This window comes from Exiguobacterium sp. s152, from assembly GCF_018618335.1.
Taxonomy (GTDB): Bacteria; Bacillota; Bacilli; order Exiguobacteriales; family Exiguobacteriaceae; genus Exiguobacterium; species Exiguobacterium chiriqhucha.
This window is the reverse complement of record NZ_JACSLX010000001.1, coordinates 562,607-581,613: the sequence shown is the minus strand read 5'-3', so window position 1 is coordinate 581,613 and position 19,007 is coordinate 562,607. Positions and strand designations below refer to the sequence as shown.

At 57.3% G+C, this 19,007-nt stretch carries 22 protein-coding genes; 19 read left to right on the top strand and 3 right to left on the bottom strand.

The window, feature by feature from the left end; translation table 11 throughout:
• Positions 1–86: 86 nt before the first annotated feature.
• The 3 genes from treP to KNP72_RS02960 all read left to right on the top strand — a co-directional run bounded on the left by treP (position 87) and on the right by KNP72_RS02960 (position 4,779).
• Positions 87–1,535 (top strand): PTS system trehalose-specific EIIBC component, encoded by a 1,449-nt coding sequence (gene treP, locus KNP72_RS02970; protein ID WP_214832061.1) that lies wholly within the window; start codon positions 87–89, stop codon positions 1,533–1,535.
• Between the two features lie 83 nt (positions 1,536–1,618).
• Entirely contained in the window at positions 1,619–3,253 is a 1,635-nt protein-coding gene (gene treC / locus KNP72_RS02965; RefSeq protein ID WP_214832060.1) for an alpha,alpha-phosphotrehalase, read from the top strand.
• 173 nt (positions 3,254–3,426) lie between these two features.
• Positions 3,427–4,779 carry a hemolysin family protein gene (locus tag KNP72_RS02960; RefSeq protein WP_251128823.1) on the top strand — a complete coding sequence of 451 codons (1,353 nt, stop codon included), beginning with the start codon at positions 3,427–3,429 and terminating at the stop codon, positions 4,777–4,779.
• A gap of 94 nt (positions 4,780–4,873) precedes the next feature.
• On the opposite strand, the gene KNP72_RS02955 is transcribed toward KNP72_RS02960, so the two are convergent.
• Positions 4,874–5,620 (bottom strand): hypothetical protein, encoded by a 747-nt coding sequence (locus tag KNP72_RS02955; RefSeq protein ID WP_214717868.1) that lies wholly within the window; start codon positions 5,618–5,620, stop codon positions 4,874–4,876.
• A gap of 183 nt (positions 5,621–5,803) precedes the next feature.
• Here KNP72_RS02955 and KNP72_RS02950 point away from each other — a divergent pair, with 183 nt between their 5' ends.
• The 11 genes from KNP72_RS02950 (at position 5,804) to KNP72_RS02900 (ending at position 13,630) form a co-directional block, all read left to right on the top strand.
• On the top strand, positions 5,804–6,961 hold the full coding sequence (locus tag KNP72_RS02950) for a helicase-related protein (protein WP_214717866.1): 1,158 nt from the start codon (positions 5,804–5,806) through the stop codon (positions 6,959–6,961).
• Positions 6,958–7,626: a ComFC family protein gene (locus KNP72_RS02945; protein ID WP_214717864.1), complete on the top strand. Its 669-nt coding sequence runs from the start codon at positions 6,958–6,960 to the stop codon at positions 7,624–7,626. Before KNP72_RS02950 ends, KNP72_RS02945 begins: the two co-directional genes overlap by 4 nt.
• A 58-nt stretch (positions 7,627–7,684) precedes the next feature.
• Positions 7,685–8,029 carry a flagellar protein gene (locus KNP72_RS02940; RefSeq protein WP_214718347.1) on the top strand — a complete coding sequence of 115 codons (345 nt, stop codon included), beginning with the start codon at positions 7,685–7,687 and terminating at the stop codon, positions 8,027–8,029.
• 24 nt (positions 8,030–8,053) lie between these two features.
• Positions 8,054–8,305: a flagellar biosynthesis anti-sigma factor FlgM gene (locus tag KNP72_RS02935; RefSeq protein WP_021066556.1), complete on the top strand. Its 252-nt coding sequence runs from the start codon at positions 8,054–8,056 to the stop codon at positions 8,303–8,305.
• A 112-nt stretch (positions 8,306–8,417) separates the two neighbouring features.
• A complete protein-coding gene (gene flgN, locus KNP72_RS02930) occupies positions 8,418–8,774 on the top strand; it encodes a flagellar export chaperone FlgN (RefSeq protein ID WP_214717862.1) in 357 nt (118 codons plus the stop codon).
• Positions 8,775–8,786: 12 nt separating this feature from the next.
• Positions 8,787–10,280, top strand: coding sequence for a flagellar hook-associated protein FlgK (gene flgK, locus KNP72_RS02925; RefSeq protein ID WP_214832059.1), 1,494 nt, complete (start codon positions 8,787–8,789; stop codon positions 10,278–10,280).
• A gap of 6 nt (positions 10,281–10,286) precedes the next feature.
• A complete protein-coding gene (gene flgL / locus KNP72_RS02920) occupies positions 10,287–11,216 on the top strand; it encodes a flagellar hook-associated protein FlgL (RefSeq protein ID WP_214717857.1) in 930 nt (309 codons plus the stop codon).
• A gap of 3 nt (positions 11,217–11,219) precedes the next feature.
• Positions 11,220–11,795, top strand: coding sequence for a DUF6470 family protein (locus tag KNP72_RS02915; protein WP_214832057.1), 576 nt, complete (start codon positions 11,220–11,222; stop codon positions 11,793–11,795).
• Between the two features lie 15 nt (positions 11,796–11,810).
• Positions 11,811–12,248, top strand: a complete 438-nt coding sequence (fliW, locus tag KNP72_RS02910) for a flagellar assembly protein FliW (protein WP_214717854.1) — start codon at positions 11,811–11,813, stop codon at positions 12,246–12,248.
• Complete coding sequence (gene csrA / locus KNP72_RS02905) at positions 12,248–12,475, top strand: carbon storage regulator CsrA (RefSeq protein WP_021066562.1); 228 nt, start codon at positions 12,248–12,250, stop codon at positions 12,473–12,475. Before fliW ends, csrA begins: the two co-directional genes overlap by 1 nt.
• Positions 12,476–12,574: 99 nt before the next feature.
• A complete protein-coding gene (locus tag KNP72_RS02900) occupies positions 12,575–13,630 on the top strand; it encodes a GGDEF domain-containing protein (protein ID WP_251128822.1) in 1,056 nt (351 codons plus the stop codon).
• A 31-nt stretch (positions 13,631–13,661) separates the two neighbouring features.
• Here KNP72_RS02900 and KNP72_RS02895 read toward each other — a convergent pair whose 3' ends face one another.
• Complete coding sequence (locus KNP72_RS02895) at positions 13,662–14,576, bottom strand: YitT family protein (RefSeq protein ID WP_214707187.1); 915 nt, start codon at positions 14,574–14,576, stop codon at positions 13,662–13,664.
• A 163-nt stretch (positions 14,577–14,739) separates the two neighbouring features.
• On the opposite strand from KNP72_RS02895, the gene KNP72_RS02890 reads away from it, so the two are divergent.
• The 3 genes from KNP72_RS02890 to KNP72_RS02880 all read left to right on the top strand — a co-directional run bounded on the left by KNP72_RS02890 (position 14,740) and on the right by KNP72_RS02880 (position 16,947).
• Positions 14,740–15,600 (top strand): YitT family protein, encoded by an 861-nt coding sequence (locus KNP72_RS02890; protein ID WP_214832056.1) that lies wholly within the window; start codon positions 14,740–14,742, stop codon positions 15,598–15,600.
• Positions 15,601–15,697: 97 nt separating this feature from the next.
• The gene (locus KNP72_RS02885) at positions 15,698–16,651 is read left to right on the top strand and encodes a DMT family transporter (protein ID WP_214832055.1); all 954 of its coding nucleotides are present in this window, start codon (positions 15,698–15,700) and stop codon (positions 16,649–16,651) included.
• Between the two features lie 2 nt (positions 16,652–16,653).
• Positions 16,654–16,947, top strand: a complete 294-nt coding sequence (locus KNP72_RS02880) for a putative quinol monooxygenase (RefSeq protein WP_214832054.1) — start codon at positions 16,654–16,656, stop codon at positions 16,945–16,947.
• Between the two features lie 32 nt (positions 16,948–16,979).
• Here the strand turns inward: KNP72_RS02880 and KNP72_RS02875 are convergent, their stop codons facing one another.
• Entirely contained in the window at positions 16,980–17,477 is a 498-nt protein-coding gene (locus tag KNP72_RS02875) for a hypothetical protein (protein ID WP_021066568.1), read from the bottom strand.
• Positions 17,478–17,633: 156 nt separating this feature from the next.
• On the opposite strand from KNP72_RS02875, the gene KNP72_RS02870 reads away from it, so the two are divergent.
• Both KNP72_RS02870 and KNP72_RS02865 read left to right on the top strand, forming a co-directional pair.
• The gene (locus KNP72_RS02870; protein ID WP_021066569.1) at positions 17,634–18,119 is read left to right on the top strand and encodes a hypothetical protein; all 486 of its coding nucleotides are present in this window, start codon (positions 17,634–17,636) and stop codon (positions 18,117–18,119) included.
• A gap of 58 nt (positions 18,120–18,177) precedes the next feature.
• Entirely contained in the window at positions 18,178–19,005 is an 828-nt protein-coding gene (locus tag KNP72_RS02865; protein WP_214832053.1) for a GNAT family N-acetyltransferase, read from the top strand.
• The last annotated feature ends 2 nt before the right edge of the window (positions 19,006–19,007 follow it).

Here is a 19,007-nt window from a genome sequence, read left to right as displayed (position 1 = left end):
ATGACTTATCTATATAAGTTAAACTTTGTTTGTACTCATAAGTAACCGTTTTCAACAAACGCTTTCAAACAAAGGAGGCCTACAATATGAAGGCAGATTATCGTCAAATCGCCGCGGATATCCTTGAAGCCATCGGGGGCAAGGATAACGTCGACAAAGCGGCACACTGTGTCACGCGTCTCCGTCTTTCGTTGAAAGACCAGTCGCTCGTCAATGAAGCGAAAGTGAAAGAAGCCGATCTCGTCAAAGGGGCATTCGAAAACTCGGGTGTGTACCAGGTCGTCATCGGAGCCGGTGACGTCGAGCGCGTCTACGCCGAGTTCATCAAACTCGCCGGGCTTGAAGCAGCGACGGTCGCCGAGGTCAAATCGTCCGGCGGCAAGAAGATGAACCCGCTCCAGAAACTCGTCAAAGTGTTCTCGGACGTGTTCATGCCGATCATCCCGGCCATCATCGTCGCCGGTCTCTTGATGGGGATTAACAACTTGCTCGCCTCAGAAGGACTGTTCGTCGAAGGCGCGACGCTGATTGAGGAGTATCCGAACCTGCAAGGGCTATGGGACCTCGTCAACATGATGGCGAACACGGCGTTCGTCTTCCTCCCGGCCCTTGTCGGTTGGTCGGCGACGAAACGGTTCGGCGGCAGCGAAGTGCTCGGGATTGTCATGGGTCTCTTGCTCGTCCACCCGGACCTCTTGAACGCATGGGGCTACGGACAAGCGGCGCTTGAAGGCGAAGTTCCGACGTTCAACATCCTCGGCCTGTTCGAAATCGAGAAAGTCGGCTACCAAGGTCAGATTCTTCCGATTTTGGCCGCGGCTTTCATTTTGAGCCACATTGAAATCTTCTTGAAGAAACATGTACCGAACGCAATTCAATTGCTCGTTGTGCCGATCACGACAATCGTCATCACCGGTTTCCTCGCCCTCTCAATCGTCGGACCGCTCACACGCGGCCTCGGTAACGTGATTGCGACGGGAATTGTCAACGTGTTCGAAGCGGTACCGGTCGTCGGGGCACTCCTGTTCGGTTTGCTCTACGCACCGCTCGTCGTCACCGGGATGCACCACTTGTTCCTCGCCATCGACTTGCAGCTCATCGCGGAGACGAACGGGACGTTCCTCTGGCCGATGCTCGCTTTGTCGAACATTGCCCAAGGTGCAGCCGCACTCGCGATGTTCCTCGTGTTCAAACATGACGCCAAACAAAAGAGCATGGCGTCGACGTCATCGATCTCGGCCTTCTTCGGAATTACCGAGCCGGCCATGTTCGGGGTGAACTTGCCGAACAAGTTCCCATTCTACTCGGCGATGATCGGGTCGGCCGTCGCGGCGGTGTTTATCACGTTGAACGACGTCCAGGCGTTCGCTGTCGGGGTCGGGGGTCTTCCTGGATTCCTGTCAATCTTCACCGATAAGATTCTCATCTTCATCGTCGGAATGGTCATCGCCCTCGTCATTCCGTTCGTGTTGACGCTCGCGCTGTCGAAACGTTACATGAAGAAGGGTGAAATCGAACAAAACAAAGTTGCATAAGAAGATCACTGACAAGGGGAGGGACGGAGGTTCTTCCCCTTTTCCTGTACAAATGAAAACTCTTACAAAAGGAGACTACATCTATGACACAACCAAACTGGCGCAAATCTGTCGTCTATCAAATTTATCCGAAAAGCTTCTATAGCCCGGAAGGCAATGCCACCGGCTCCATCAAAGGGGTGACGGCGAAGCTCGATTACTTGGCCGAGCTTGGCATCGAATACATTTGGATGACCCCGGTGTACAAGTCGCCGCAAAATGACAACGGCTATGACGTCAGCGATTATTACGCGATTGACTCGTCATACGGGACGATGGACGACCTCGACGAGCTTGTCCGCGAGGCCGAGGCACGCGGCATCGGGCTCATGATGGACATCGTCGTCAATCACTCCTCGACCGAGCATGAATGGTTCCAGAAGTCGCTCGCCGGTGACGAACGGTATCGCGACTACTACATCTGGCGCGACGAACCGACGAACTGGGAGTCGAAGTTCGGCGGCAACGCCTGGAAATATGACGAGGCGAGCGGCCAGTATTACCTCCACTTGTTCGATGTGACCCAAGCCGATTTGAACTGGGAGAACGAGCAGATGCGTGAGGACGTCTATGAGATGATGCGCTTCTGGCGCGACAAAGGCATCAAAGGGTTCCGCCTCGACGTCATCAACTTGATCTCGAAGCAGCAGGACTTCCCAGAAGACGATTCGGACGGCCGCAAGTTCTATACGGACGGGCCGCGCATCCACGAATATTTGAAAGAGATGAACCGCGAAGTATTCGACGGGCACGACGTCATCACGGTCGGCGAGATGTCGTCGACGACGCTCGAGCATTGCGTCCGTTACTCGAGTCCGGACGAGCGCGAGCTCAGTATGACGTTCAGCTTCCATCATTTGAAAGTCGATTATCCGAACGGCGAGAAGTTCGTCGCCGCACCGTTCGACTTCGTGCAACTGAAAGACATCATGTCGACGTGGCAGGAAGGAATGCACGGCAAGGGCTGGAACGCCATCTTCTGGTGCAACCACGACCAGCCGCGCGTCGTCAGCCGCTTTGGCAACGACACCGACCACCGCGTCGAGAGCGCGAAGATGCTCGCGACGGTGCTCCACGGCCTGCAAGGGACGCCGTACATCTATCAAGGCGAGGAGATCGGGATGACGAACCCGGGCTTCGACTCGCTCGACGAGTATCGCGACATCGAGACGCTCAACGTGTATAAGTTGAAGCGCGAACAGGGCGTGTCGCACGAGGACATGATGGCCGCCATCAAACAAAAGTCGCGTGACAACTCGCGGACGCCGATGCAGTGGGACGCGACGCCGCACGCCGGATTCACGAGCGGGACACCGTGGATTAACGTGGCGCCGAACTATGCGGATGTGAACGTCGAGACGGCACTCGATGACCCGAACTCGGTGTTCTACCACTACAAGAACTTGATCTCGCTCCGCAAAGAGCTCGATGTCTTGACGGACGGGGACTATACGATTCTGACGCCGGACGCGCTCGACGTCTGGGCATACACGCGCAAGACGGAACACGAGGAAGTGCTCGTCGTCGCGAACTTCTATGGACCGGAGACGACATATGAGATTCCGGCCGGTTTCACGCATGCCGACGTCGTCAGTCATAACTATGATGTGCCGCAACTCGACGGGACGACGCTGTCGCTCCGGGCGTATGAGGCGATCATGTTCTATAAACAAAACTGAGTGTTCGGAGGCGTTCCATGTGAGCGCCTCCTTTTAGTTGCCGAGAGGCGGGCTCTCATGGTAGGTTATTCATTAGGCAAGGACACAGTCGTGTGACCTTGTAAATTATTTATATGGAGGTGACCCTCGAGTCTCTCGAGGAACATGTGGACAGGATCTACTCTACACACGTAATGGCTGCCGGTGGCGGTGGCGGAGAAGTGGAAGGCCCGATTTGGGTATTGTTGTTGTTGGTGGCGTTATTGATCGCGCTCACTGCATTTTTTGTCGGATCGGAGTTCGCGGTCGTCAAAGTGCGGATGTCACGACTCGATCAATTGGTGGCGGAAGGGAACAAGTCGGCGATTCTCGCGAAAAAGGTCGCATCTGACCTCGACTATTACTTGTCGGCGTGTCAGCTCGGTATCACGGTGACGGCGCTCGGACTCGGTTTCCTCGGGGAACCGTCGGTCGTGCGATTGCTTACCCCGCTCTTTAACGAGTTCGACATCCCGGCGTCGCTCGCATCGATTATCTCGTTCGCCGTCGCGTTCGCGATCGTGACGTTCTTGCACGTCGTCATCGGGGAACTCGCACCGAAGACGCTCGCGATTCAATATGCGGAACGGATGACGCTCATCTTCGCCCGACCGTTGTTCTGGTTCGGACGGATCATGTTCCCGTTCATCTGGTTATTGAACGGATCGGCACGGATGTTGCTCGGATTGTTCGGCGTCAAACCGGCCGGACATGAGCAAGCGCACTCGGAAGAAGAGTTGAAGATCATCATGGCGCAAAGTTTCCAAAGCGGTGAAATCAACCAGACGGAACTCGCGATGATGCAAAACATCTTCTCGTTCGACCAGCACGTCACGAAAGACGTGATGGTGCCCCGGACGAAAGTCGAGGCGATTGATATTGAAGCGACGCGGGCCGAAGTGCTCGAGACGTTCGCGGACAGTCAATATACCCGTTATCCGATCACTGAGGACGGCGACAAGGATAACTTGATCGGCTACATCAACGTCAAAGAGGTATTGATGGGACTCGCGGTCAGCCCGTCCATCAATCTCTCCACTTATGTGAAAGAGCTTCCGGTCGTGCATGAAATGACGCCTTTGGAAGATACATTGAAACAGATGCGTGAGGCTCGGACCCACATCGCCATCGTCTTGGACGAATACGGCGGGACGGCCGGTCTCATCACGCTCGAAGACTTGCTTGAAGAAATCGTCGGAGAAATCCGTGACGAGTTCGACGAGGACGAGGTCGACCCGATTCATACGGTTGACGACACGACGTATGAAATCGATACGCGCGTCTTGCTTGAAGAACTCGAGGAACGGTTCGGCATCACGTTCGAACGTTCAGAAGGCATCGATACGCTCGGCGGTTGGCTCCAGGTCCACCGCGAGACGCACGAGGTCGGTGACACGCTCGAGTTCGACCGTTACGTCTTGACCGTCATCGAGATGACGGAGAATCACGTGGAGCGGGTGCGACTCGCCTTGCGTGAGACGGCGTCGGAAGACACGGACGAATCATAAACACAGGTGCGCCAGAAATGGCGTGCCTGTTTTTTTGTCTGCTCATGATGGACGACGAAAAGGTTCAACCGATGGCCGTCGGTTGAACCTTTTGTCAGTCAGTGGATGTGCGGTCCCGGATAATCTCTGCAAGACGCGGTGACGAGATCTCCTCGTACAGGATGCTGCGGACGAAGTAGACCGTCTCGTAGTCGAGGAGGCTGAGGCTGATGGAATGAAACGGGACGTCTTCGGTGTCGAAGAAGCGCTTCGTCGCCGTCAACGAGTCGGCCATCGCCTCAGGCGAGAACGGCCCGTCCGGCAAATCGAGGTGGATGTGGCCATACTCGGCCGCATAGCGGGACACGTCGAGCGTCTCATCGAGCTGAAGGTCTGCGAGCCGGACACCTGGGGGGCTCGTCTGATCGTCTTCCTGAGGGATGTGGCCATGCCCATATGTGACCGCGAACGGGAAACGCCCCGACGTGAACAGACGGTCCGTCAGTTCGAAGTAGGCGTCGTTCAATCGTTGATACGTCTGTTCGCCACTGATGACGTCCTCATACTCATCATGGATGACGTCGCCGGATTTCGTGACGAGGACCGCAAACGTCGTGTCGACGCTCGTGGGCGATGTGAACGTGACGGCATAGCTCGAACCGTACGGGAACATGTATTGCGTGTCCGACACGTCGAGCGTGAGCGCGGGATACGTCGTCGCGACGTAAGCCTCCGCCGCGGTGATGGCCCGCTGTTTCGCTTTGTCGCTCCCGAGCACCTCGTAGGAAAGCCAGAGACCAGCCAGCAGGACGCCGAGCATGCCTAAACCGGTCAAGATATTGTGGATGGGTCGTTTGAACATGACTGTTTCCTCATTTCCAGTAATTGGTCTACTTGGAGTATAGTCGATTGTCTGCTCGTTCACCTCCGTCTACAGCCTGAAATGAGAGGGTGTCTTGCCGTTAACCGTCCACGTTCCATCGACGAACGTGACGTGTGGACGTGATGTTCGTCTGCTAGCGTGTATAGAAAAAGGATTGATGTTATGGGTCAACTCATCGTGACACCCGAAGGAACTCCCGCCATCCGCTTCGGCGTCTGCCAGCGCTGTCTGAGCACGGACACGCGTGCTTATATGTGCCATCACGGACCGTGCCGCTATTGCCGCAACTGCCTCCACCTCGGTCGCGTCTGTCAGTGCGATCGTCTTGCCGAAGCGGAGGTGACGACGTCGGTCGAGCCGACTGACCTCGTCATGCCGTTCCAATTGGGTGCGGACCAACAGCGCGTGAGCGCACAGCTTCTCACTTGGTGGGAGACGAAGACGAGCGGGCTCGTCCATGCCGTCTGCGGGGCGGGGAAGACAGAGATGACGTTCCCTGTCATCGCGCGTGCCGTCAATGACGGGAAGCGCGTCCTCATCGTCTCACCGCGCCGTGACGTCGCCATCGAGTGGGCCGATCGGCTTGAGGCCGCCTTCACCGTCCCGATCACCCGGCGCTACGGCGGTGGGGACAAGGACACAATCGGCATGATCACCGTCGCGACGGCGCCGCTGCTCGTGAACCTCCGACATGTGTTCGATTTTGTGCTCGTCGACGAGTCCGACGCCTTCCCGTTCGCCTTCGACCTCGCGCTCTGGTGGACGCTCCGCCGGGCCGGGAAAGGATTGTTTTTATTCGTGACGGCGACGCCGACCGTCTGGCAGCGTCAGTTCCCGACGGTGCATCTGTCCCGGCGCTATCACGGCCATGACTTGCCCGTGCCCCGGCTCATCCGTGAGAAGGAATCCGCCATCCTCGACTTCTGTCGCCGGTACGAGGCGGCACCGCGTCTGTTGTTCGTCCCGACGAAACCGGACCTCGTCCGTTACGGGGAACTGCTCGCGGCGAACGGGTTCGCCTACCAGGCCGTCTCGGCCGATACGGATGAGCGGACCGACGTGCTCGAGTGGCTCGAATCGACGAACGGAATCGTGCTCGCGACATCGATTTGGGAGCGGGGCATGACCGTCACCGGGGTTCACGTCGCCGTCCTCGACAGCAGTCACGCCTTGTTCTCGTCGCGCGCCCTCATTCAGATGGCTGGCCGGGCCGGGCGCAAACCGACCGCACCGACCGGCGACGTCGTCTTTTTTTACGACGAGCGCACGTTTCGCCAAGACAAAGCCATCCGTGAGATTGAGGAGGCGAACCGGCGATGAACTGCCTCGTCTGCCGAAAACCGTTCACCGTCCCGTGGAGCCCGGCGACGCTGTTGAAGCGGGATTGGGCCTGTCCAGACTGTGAGAAGATGTTGACACCGCTCGTCGCGGGTTGTCCGCGCTGCGGGCATCCGACCGAGGACGGAGCGACGTGCGGCGATTGCGTCCGTTGGCTCGCCCTTGACCTCGACTTGACCGTCCGTTCGCTCTACGCCTATGACGAGGCGGGCGCGAATTGGCTCCATCGTTATAAGTTCGGCGGCGACGTCGTCTTGGCGCACCAACTGCGCGACGTATTACGCGCGGTGCGGGAACCGGGTGTCGTCTACGTCCCGATCCCGCTCAGTGAGGAGCGGTTACGGACGCGGCGTTTCAATCAGGCGGAGCTGCTCGCAAGGATGATCGGACCGACGGAGCAGGTGCTCGTCAAATCCGAGGTTTCGAGTCAGCGTGAACTTGGGAAAGAAGAAAGGCGGCACCGTACGAATCCGTTCGCTGTACAGCAGTTGCCGCGCCGTGGCAAAATTGTCCTCGTCGACGACGTCTATACGACGGGGACGACGCTCCATCAGGCGGCGCTCACCTTGCGCCGGGCCGGGGCGGAACAAGTTTCTGCCGTTTGCCTGTTCCGGACGCTAAACAAATCAAAAATGCGTCCGATATAAAGGGCAGAGGTGAATGACTGTGGAAGCAACAACTTGTCAAACGTGCGGACGGCTGTTCATGAAACAAAGCCGCTCGCCATACTGCCCATCCTGCGCGGAAGTCGATTTCCAAAACTTCTTGAAAGTCCGGGACTTCATCCGCGAACCCGCCAACAAACAGACGACAATTGGAGCCCTCGTCGAAGCGACAGGCGTCTCCGAACTTGATATCACGCGATATATCCATGAAGGACGCCTGATCATCAAGGACAACCCGTCACTGAACATCGCCTGCGTGCGTTGCGGCAATCCGACGAACCAAGGAAAGGTATGCGCGGGCTGTCAGAGCGACATGCAGCAAGAACTGAAAGGGCTACAAACCAGCGTCACGAAACAGAGCGTTCGCGCTTATCGTTTGGATTAACAACTGAGAAGAGGGGGGACACGCATGCGCATCGATTCTGCAAAGTGGGTACACTTACCGAACACTTATGAGAAGAAAACGCAACCTGAGACGAAGCCCGAGCTGACACGCCAAACGGACCAGCTATCGATATCGGCCGAAGCCCGCGCCCGGTTTGAAGAACCGGTGAAACACCCGGAGCGCCTGGAGAAAATCAACGCCTTGAAGGCAGAGATTAACGCCGGGACGTATTCACGGGACGCGCGCGACATCGCCAAACGCTTTCTACAAGGATGAATGAAAGCGGGGTCCGAGGGAGACCTTCGCATAAATAAGATGGCACGGAAGCTGACTAAACAAGGGACACCCTTTCTTTAGTCGGCTCTTTTTTTGGACAAAGGAGAGACTTATGCTCACATTACATACACGCTTGCTCGAACTGGCTTATGACAAAGAACGGCTGCTCGTCAACGGCGACATGCCTGCTTTCAGCGCGCTCGTCAAGGAAGAGGCGACGCTCGTCCGACAAATCAAACAAAAAGAAGCGGAACGACTTCAAGGAACGCTCGTTTTGGACGATGAAGAGAAGGAAGCGTTACGACCGGTTCTCTTCGAGCTGAAACGGCAGAATGAATTGAACGCCGTCCTGCTCGAACAGTCGCTCCGGTATATCGAATGGCATTTGGACATGCTCATGCCAGAGGCAGATGATTTCACGTACGGTCAACAGGCGCTCGAGACGCGCTCGTTCAGCCGGGATGTATAAGGAGGAAGTTTGATGGGCTCAACATTTATGGGATTAGAAACGGCGCGCCGCAGTTTAACGACGCACCAATGGGCGCTCCAGGCGACAGGGAACAACGTCGCTAACGCCTCGAACCCGGGCTACTCGCGCCAACGCTTGTCGCTCGGCATGACCGAACAACTCAGCGTCAACTTCGGGGGCACGAAGGCCGGGCAGTTCGGGACGGGTGTCCGCGGTGAGACGCTCGCCCGAATCCGCGATTTGATGATCGACCAGCAGTACCGCGACGAGTCGGTGAAGAACGCCTATTACGCGACGAAAGAGGCGGCGTTCGGTCGGATGGAGGACATCGTCAACGAGCCGTCCGAGACCGGCCTCGCCAAATCGCTCGACTTGTTCTGGGCCTCGCTCCAAGATTTGTCGGTCAACCCGGATGACGCCGGCGCGCGCAGCGTCGTCCGCCAACGGGCGATTACGCTCGCGGAGACGTTCAACTACATGTCGTCCTCACTCCAAAAAGTGCAGGCCGACCTCGCCTCAGAAGGCGACGTCGTCGTCAAGAAAGTGAACGACTTGATGACGAAAATCAGTCAGGTCAACCGTCAAATTGGGGACGCGGAGCCGCTCGGCGTACTCCCGAACGAACTGTATGACGAGCGTGACCGCTATATGGACGAGCTCGCCCAGTACATGGACTTCACACGTGTCCCGGTCGACTACACGAACGGCGAGTCGCGCGGGAACTCCCAGAAGGTCGCCGAGGGCCGCATCGACATCGTCGTCTCAATCAATGGTGTCGACCATAAGCTCGTCGACGGCATCAACGGTACGGTCGGCTCGTTCGACGGTCTCGACATGACCGATGCGAGCGGGACCGACGTGGCCCTCACGCACGCCACGATGCCGAACGGCAAATGGAAAGCGCTCGTCGAGATGTACGGCACGGATACGCCAGAGTCAGGTAGCGTGAACGGCGTCTACGCGACGATGCTGAAAGACTTGGACGAGATGGCCGGCAAGTTCGCCTCGGCGTTCAACACGGCCCACAGCAACAATAGGGACGCCAAAGGTAACGCCGGGACGGCGAACTTCTTCGAAGGGACGGCGAGCGCCGCGACGATCAAAGTGAGCGACGCCGTCATGAACAACCTCGACTTGATCGCCGCGTCTCAAGACGGCAATATCGGGGACGGCAGCGGGGCCCTCGCCTTGGCGAACTTGAAGTCGGCCACGCTCAGCTTCGACGGGTCGGTCCAGACGGACACGTCGATCGGCAAATACTATCAGAACGTCATCGGCAACATGGCCGTCGCCGCCGACCAGAGCGGACGCCTCGCCAAGAGCACGTTCGCGCTCATGGCGAGCTCGGACCAGCGCCGCCAAGCGGTGAGCGCCGTGTCGCTCGACGAGGAGATGACGATGATGATTCAATATCAACACGCCTATAACGCGGCGGCCCGCAACATCACGGCCGTCGACGAGATGCTCGACAAAATCATCAACGGCATGGGTGTCGTAGGGAGGTAATGCTTGATGCGAGTCACACAGACGATGCTCACACAGACGAACTTGAAACATTTATCGAGCAGTTATAACAAGCTCGCTCAAGTCCAGGAACAGCTCATCAGCGGGAAACGGATTCAGAAGGCGTCCGAGGACCCGGTCGTCGCTATGCAGGGCATGCGCTATCGGACCGAGGTGCGCGAGGTCGACCAGTTCCGCCGCAACGTCAGCGAGGCGACGAGCTGGATGGACTTGACCGATTCGACGTTGAACGAAGTGACGGAAGCCGTCAAACGAATCCGCGAATTGACGACGCAGGCGGCCAACGACACGTACGAGTCGTCGCAGCGTCAAATCATCCAGAGCGAGGTCAATCAGTTGATCGAACATCTCGGCTCGCTCGCGAACGCGAAGTCGGGCGAGAAATATATTTACAACGGCACGAAGACGGACCAGCCGCTCGTCGATATGGACGCCTTGAAGGCGTTCCTTGCCGACCCGAACGGGGACGTCAACAGCATCTACCCGGGCGGGGCACCGGCCGCGAGCGGGAAAGTCGCCTTCGAAGTATCGAAAGGCATCACCGTTCAAGTGAACATGCAGCCGGAGACGGTGTTCGGGAGCGATGTGTTCGCTGGACTCCACGACCTCGTCTCGAAATTGGCCGACCCGAACACATCTGGGGAAGTGCTCTCGAACGAGCTCGCTGACCTCGATGTCATTGCCCAAAACTTGATTACGGAGCGGGCTGAGCTCGGGGCGCGTGCCAACCGGTTAGAACTCGTCGATAACCGTCTGCAAGAACATGAGATTATCGCCAAGACGATCATGTCCGATAACGAGGACATCGACATCGAAAAAGTCATCATGGAGCTCAAGTCTCACGAGACGGTGCACCGGGCCGCGCTATCGGCCGGAGCCCGGATCATCCAACCGACGCTCCTCGACTTCCTCCGGTAAGCGATGGATATCGCCCGGCTTGAGATGCGGCAGACGCAGGCTGCCATCCAAATCACGTCGAACCGGCCCCACCTCGAGATGCGGCAAGGGAGGGCCGATGTGTCGATGACGCAAGGCAAGGTCGAGATGACCCAACAGACGACAGGTGGCACGCTCGAGATCGACTCGTCGGTCGCGCGCAGTGAAAGCAACTTGAAGGCAGCACTCGAGCTCGGCCGCCACTTCGGTCAGCTCGGGGAGCAGGCAGCCCGAGAAGCGACATCGAGCACGGCCCGGGACGGGGACCGGCTCATGCGCATCGAGAACGGCAACCCGATTGCCGCGATGGCCGCCGAGAAGACGAGCACCCCGTACCCGGTCGTCGACATGGACTTCATGCCGAAGTCGCTCGACCGTGTGAAGTTGACGTATACGCCGGCGGATGTCAAAATCGAGTGGAACCTGACGCCGGCACAGATTGATGTATCACTCACCCCGGCCGATATCTCGTTCACGCCATGGACGACGGACATCTCGCTCCGTCAACAGGCATCGCTCGAAATGTGGCCGGTCGGTGGCATGTATGATGAGACGCGTTGAAAGTGAGGATGACCCATGTTCATTGAGACAGACTATTTTGGCAAGATCGAAGTAAATGAAGACGAGACGATCTCGTTCGTCAGCGAGATTCCCGGGTTCCCGGAGTCGAAGACGTTCGCCCTCATCCCGTACGGCGACGAGCTCCCGTTCTGGTCGCTCCAGTCGCTCGAGGACCCGGCCTGCGCCTTCGTCGTGACGAACCCGTTCTGGCACAAGTCGGACTATGCGTTCGAGTTGACCGACGGCGCGAAAGAGCAGCTCGGCATCGATGAGGCGGAACACGTCTCGGTGTATGCCATCGTGACGCTCCGCGAACCGTTCGACGCCTCGACGCTCAACTTGAAGGCCCCAATCGTCATCGAGACGAAAGAGCGCCGCGGGAAGCAAGTCATCTTGGATGACGTCTACCCGGCCCGGTTCCCGCTCGGCGGTCAGAAAGAAGAGGTGCGCTGATGCTCGTATTGAAACGAAAACAAGGCGAGGCCATCCATATCGGGGACGATGTGACGCTCACCGTGCTCGCCATCGAAGGCGACCAGGTCAAGCTCGGCATCGACGCCCCGCGCCATATCGACATCCATCGTCATGAGGTGTACGTCCAGATGCAGGCCGAGAACGAATCGGCCCGCGACAGCGCCAACTTGATGAAACAGATGATGCAAAACAAGTCGGAAGCGTGAGCTTCCGGCTTTTTAGCTGTCCTAAAATTTGGATAGGGTGACATGCGTCACTTTTGTACGATAGGATAGGAGGAAAGAAATGGCGGGAGAGGACAAGGCTTGGGTCAAGTCATCAACATCTTTTTCATCAATGTCAGTATCATCTATCTCGTTTTATCACTGGCCCTGTATCTCATGCGCCAGCTGTTGCCGATTCAGGCAGGTTCTCCTTATGCGGTCCGTATCTGGTTTGGTCTCGCCATGGGGCTCGCGGCCGTACTGTTGACGGTCAACTCGTTTCAAGTCGGAGAGGCAAGAGTCGACCTCCGGATTATCCCGCTCGCGCTCTCAGGCGCCTATGCCGGACCGGTCGGAGTCGCAGTCACGATGGGGTTGACTCTTCTCAGTCGCTTCGGTCTCGACGGCATGACCGACCAATTCATCCGCTCGTTCGGCACGCTCGGCTTGTTCTTCGTGTTGTCGCTCGTGTTAAATCGACTGGTGATGCGACGCGGTCACTTGTATTCGGCCTATCTCGTGTTCGGGGCCGTGCTCGTCTTGTTTCGAATTGCTGGCAACGTCCCGATTCAGGCGTTCACGACCGTGTTCTTGCCGTATTTCGTCATGACGTTCCTCGGTGGCTGGATGTGTTACTGGGTCGCGAAACAGATTGAGACGCACCTGCGCATGTTCCGGCTGCACGCGCAGCGGGCGACGATTGACGAGCTGACGGGTCTCCCGAACCGCTATATGACGCTCGAACGTTTGAACGAGGTCGAGATGTCGGGTCTCCCTTGGGCGCTGTTCGTCATCGATGTCGACCGGTTCAAGCAGTTGAACGATACATATGGTCATCGGGCCGGTGACGCAGCGCTTCACCACATCGGTCAAACGTTACAGGCGAACTGTCCGCCGGACGGCTTCGTTGGGCGCTATGGCGGGGAAGAGTTTCTGATGGTGCTCGAGGATGCCGGTGACGTCCGGTTGATTGCGGACGATATCGTCAAGGTCATCCGCGACACCCCATTCTCGTTCGAAGGGATGCACATCCCGATGACGGTTTCGCTCGGGGCATCGCTCGCCGGGGCCGAGCCGGGCACTGTCGTGTTCGAAAGGGCCGACGCCGCCCTTTACGCGGCGAAGACGAGCGGGCGCAATCAAGCGAAAATCGGATAAACAAAAAATCGGTCCCGCGGGGCCGATTTTTTTAGTGGATATTTTTCTTTTTGAACTGGCCGCCCCGGACGTCATGGATATTGCCGATGGCGAGGAACGCCTTCTCGTCATAGTCGTCGAGGATGTCTTTCAGTTTCGTCTCTTCAAGTCGGCTGATGACGGTGAAGACGACCTTCTTGCCGTCGCCGGTGTAGGCGCCTTCCCCGTGCAAATACGTCACACCCCGGCCGAGTCGGTCCATGATGGCTTGACCGACGTCATCGGGTGAGGTGGTGATGATCCACGCGGCCTTCGACTGATCGATTCCTTCGAGCACGATATCGATCGTCTTGAAGGCGATGAAATACGTGAGGAGCGAGTACATGGCCCGGTCCCAGCTGAAGATGAACCCGGCCATTCCGAGGATGAAGATGTTGAAGAACATGACGATCTCACCGACGGAGAACGGCAACCGGTCCGTGAACGATACGGCCAAAATCTCGGTCCCGTCGAGCGACCCACCGGCCCGGATGACGAGCCCGACCCCGGCGCCGAGCAAGAAGCCGCCGAACACGGTCGACAACAGCAAATCGTCAGTGAACGGCTCGACCGAATGGAGCAAGATCGTGAAGCCGGACATGAGCGTAATCGCCAACAACGTGACGACGGCGAACGTCTTCCCGATTTGGCGATAGCCGAAGAAGATGAACGGGATGTTGAACAAGACGAGCCAGATGGCGAGCTTCGTGTCGGTCAAATATGACGTGATGATCGAGACGCCGACGATGCCGCCGTCGATGATCTGGTTCGGGACGAGGAATGCCTCGAGCCCGACCGCGAAGATGAAGGCGCCGAGCAACAGGAGCAGCCCCTTGGCGAGAAGCTCGGTCGGTTTGATCGGGTTATGGACACGTTTCAAGCGGAGCACTTCCTCCGGAGTCGGGGAAGGCATCGGTGGACGCTGCATCGGGGGTCACTCCCTTTTTCTTTTTAGTATAGCAAACCTCACACGGGATGAAGCAGAAGCGGCAGAGAATCTGACACAAGTTTTTCATCGACACCGAAGATGTTATTCTACTATTTTTTTATGTTAGACTAGGAAAGTTAAAACAAAAAGGAGGACGTTACTCATGAAACGTGACAATCGAGCCTGGCTCATGGGCTTTCAAATCATCATGAACATCATCGGCGGGATGATCGCGGCGTACGGCCTCGAGTCGGTCTTGATCCCGAACAGCGTATCGGACGGGGGCATCACCGGGATCAGCATCGTCGTCTCCCAACTCACGGGTCTCCCGCTCGGCGTGTTCCTCGGGATTCTCAATATCCCGTTCGTCTATCTCGGCTATAAGCAGATCGGGAAGAGCTTCGCCATCCTGTCGGTCACCGGCATAGCCTCGCTATCGGTCGGGACGCTCATCATGCACCACGTCCCGACGATTATCGATGGGGACACGCTGCTCGTCACCGTCGTCGGGGGGATCATCCTCGGGCTCGGGATGGGGCTATCGCTCCGGAACGGGGGCGCCCTCGACGGCATCGACATGCTGGCCGTCCTGTTATCACGGAAGTTGCCGTTCGGGACGAGCGACTTGATTCTCTTCTTGAACGTGTTCGTCTTCATCGTCGTCTCGACGGTGTTCGGCCTGCAAGGAGCGGTCCTGTCGGCCATCGCCTACTTCATCGCCTCGAAAGTGATTCATATCGTTGAGGAGGGACTGAGCGGTGCGAAGACGTTCAAGATCATCACGGGCGCGCCTGAGGTCATGGTCGAGACGATTCGCGACCGGCTCGGTCGGAGCGCGACGCTCAACCAGATTCAAGGTGCGTACTCAAAAGAGTGCTATTACGAGATCACGTGCGTCATCAACCGGCTTGAGGAGCGGAAGATGAAAGAAATCATCAACCAGGTCGACCCCGAGGCGTTCGTCGTCGTGTACGAGGTGTCCGAGGTCAAAGGCGGGAATTTCCGCAAACGCGATATCCATTGAGACGAATCAAGCAGCGGACGCTGCTTGATTTTTTTGTGGAGGCAGGGAAATGCGGGACGGATAGGGAACAAGTGGGGATTCAGAAAGGAGAGACCGTATGCGTCCGCTGTTATTAGGTGTACTCGCCGCCTTGTTTTTCGCGAGCACGTTCGTCTTGAATGAATCGATGCAGGTCGGCGGGGGGAGTTGGGCGTATAGCGCCTCGCTCCGCTTCCTGTTCATGATTCCGTTGCTCATGCTCGTCGTGGCCGTCCGGGGTGGCATGCATCGGGTGCGTCTTGCCCTTACCGAGACCCCGCTCCCGTGGCTCGTCTGGGGGACGGTCGGCTTCGGTCTGTTTTACGTCCCGATCTGTCTCGCCGCCGAGGTTGCCCCGCCTTGGCTCATCGCCGGCACGTGGCAAGTGACGATCATCGCCGGGGCTTTGTTGTCACCACTGTTCCGCCGGAGCGACGGGACGCGGGAGCGGATTCCGTGGACGGCGCTCCGCTTCTCAGGACTCATTCTGTTCGGCGTCGTCTTGATGCAAGTCGAGTTCCTCGCCGACTTCGAGCCGCGCTTCCTGTGGATCGGGGTGGTGCCGGTATTGATTGCCGCGTTCGCCTATCCGCTCGGCAACCGGAAGATGATGGCCCACACCGACCATGACGTGTTCGAACGCATCCTCGGCATGTGCATCGGCTCACTCCCGGTCTGGCTCCTTTTGTTCGGCTACGGGCTGACGACGGGGGCACCTACGAACTCTCAACTGACGCAGACGCTTCTCGTCGCCCTGTTATCGGGCGTCGTCGCGACGGTGCTCTTCTTCAAGGCGACCGACCTCGTCAAGCACGATATGGGGAGACTGGCCACGGTCGAGGCGACCCAGGCGCTCGAGGTGCTGTTCGCGCTCATCGGCGAGTTGATTTTCCTGCAGGCTCATCTGCCGTCCGGACTGTCGCTCGTCGGCATCTCGCTCGTCATGGTCGGGGTCGTGCTGCATAGTCGTAGCCAATTCAACGTAAAGGAGACTGTCGTACCAGTGACGAATCGATATGACAAGGAGGGATGAACATGTCCTATGGATTGATCGGAAAACTGACCGCCGTATCAGGTGAGCGCGAGACGCTGCTCGCGATTTTGCTCGAGGCGGCGACGGCGATGGAACGAGAGCCGACGTGCGAAACATACCGGGTGAACGTCTCGCTCGACGATGAGTCGATCGTCGTCTATGAGGTATGGGCAAGTATCGAGGCGCATCAGCAGTCGCTGTCGCTCGAGACGACGCAGACGTTGATTGGGAAGGCACGGCCGATTCTGGCCAATATCGAGCGCTTGGCGGTGTTCGAGCCGCGGGACGGTCATTAAAAAAATCCACGTCCGTGAACGTGGATGAAAGGTCATGCTTTCGTCAAGCTGCCTTTGACTTGCTCATAAAACTCGTCCATCATCCCAGTCCGGCTACCGAGCTGGCAGATGAGTTCGAGCGTCTCTTTATAGAACTTTTTGACGAGTCCCTTGTTTTTGATGTTGTCCATCGACGCCATCGTCTTGTCGAGGTTTTGGAGAATCTCTTCAATCTGGTCGTCCGAGTCCGGTTTCACGACCGTCATATTGTCCGGAATTTTGACGACTTTGTCTTGCTCCTGATGACGGAACGACGCGCCGAAGCCAAGGTTCTCGATGAACAAGTGCGGCATCACTTTCTGACCGAAGAACTGCTTATGCCATTCTGTCGCTTTCATCGTATCCATGTCCTGTTTGAACGTGGACGCTGTCGAGACGTACTTTCTGAACAAGTCGGTCATGAACTTCTCGATGACCGGGATTTGAAGGGCGAAGACGTTTTTTAAGAGCGCGTCGAGCTGTGCGCGTGACAATTGTTGTTCGTTTGACATATCAGTTCCTCTTTTCTATAATACGATATCTTCATCGTATGGGATTGACGGACGTGCGTCAACGCATCCTAAAACATTTTTTCAGAATATTTAATGATTTACGGTCATTTTGTGCGATAATCGTCTCATGGCTAGACCAAAGAGGAGTGAATCCATATGAACAAAACAATGAAGTGGGCGGTCGCGCTCGGCGTGACGGGTGCCCTTGTCGCAACGGTCGGTGTCGTTTCGTCCCGGGGACGGACGGATGATACGACGCAGACGATCCGTGACCGTGAGCTCGGTTACGAGATCATTCTCCCATCGAAAATCGTCGAGGCGATTGAGCGTGGGGACGTCTATATCGAGAAGGCGCAGGACGTCGTCGATGTCGGCGACAAGAACAGCTATGGCACGTTCGACCTCTACTATAACGTCGAGGACGGCGACGACCAGTTGTTGTTCCATTTGGACTTGATTGACCGTGAACTATCGGAAGAGGCGTTCGCCCAGGAAGTCGGCTACGGCAACTACCTCGGTGCGAGCGACAAGACGTTCTTCTGGGTCGAACCGACCGAGGCCGTCCCGGGTGCCGAGGCGCACACGGATGAGATTGCCGAACTGCTCGAGACATTACCGGAGCTTGAATTCCGGACGTTATGAGTCCGCCCGCTACGGCGGGCTTTTTCGATTATGCTACAATATGACGTGAGGTGATTTCATGAATTGGACAGTAGAAGAAGTGAGACAGGCAGAACTGGTGGCGGCGCTCGAGGTAGCGGTCAACGCATATGACAAGATTGACGTGAAACTCGGACACGTGGCAGTCGGTCAGAACGACTACGCCGTCTATGATGACGAAACGCTCGTCGGCTATATGGTGCTCTTCCCGTATCTTCCGAACGAGTATGAAGTGAATGCGCTCGTGCATCCGGACTATCGGAAACAAGGCGTTTTCAAGGCGCTCTTTGAAACGGCGAAGCAGGACGCGAAACAGAATGGCTGTGAAGCGTTCACGTTCGTCATCGATCGCAAATCGAAGGACGGCAAGGCGGTCATCGACCATCTCGGCGCGGCGTACCAATTCTCAGAATACAACTTGGTGCTCAAAAAAGCCGAGCTATTCTTGAAGCCGAACGAAGTATCGCTCCGGGAGGCGACGGAAGCGGACCGCCCGCTCATCATCGAGACGCTCAGTGAGGCGTTCGGCGACCCGCTCGACGTGACGGAGAACATCTATCAACAGATTGACACGCCGGACCGAGTGACGTACATCGGTGAGGTCGATGGTCGTCCGGTGGGGGTCATTCGCGCGCTCCTTTCGGGCGAAGATGCCGGCAGCATCCACGCGTTCGGCGTCAAGGCGGACGAGCAAGGCAAGGGCTACGGCACGAAGATGTTGAAGCAGATGGTACAGCAGCTGTTCCGCATGGGCCGGACGAAGCTTGAGCTTGACGTCGAGACGGAGAACAAGGCCGCGCTCGAGATTTACAAGCGGGCCGGGTTCGCAGAGAACGGCGGCTATGAGTTCTATCTATTAGAACTGTGAGG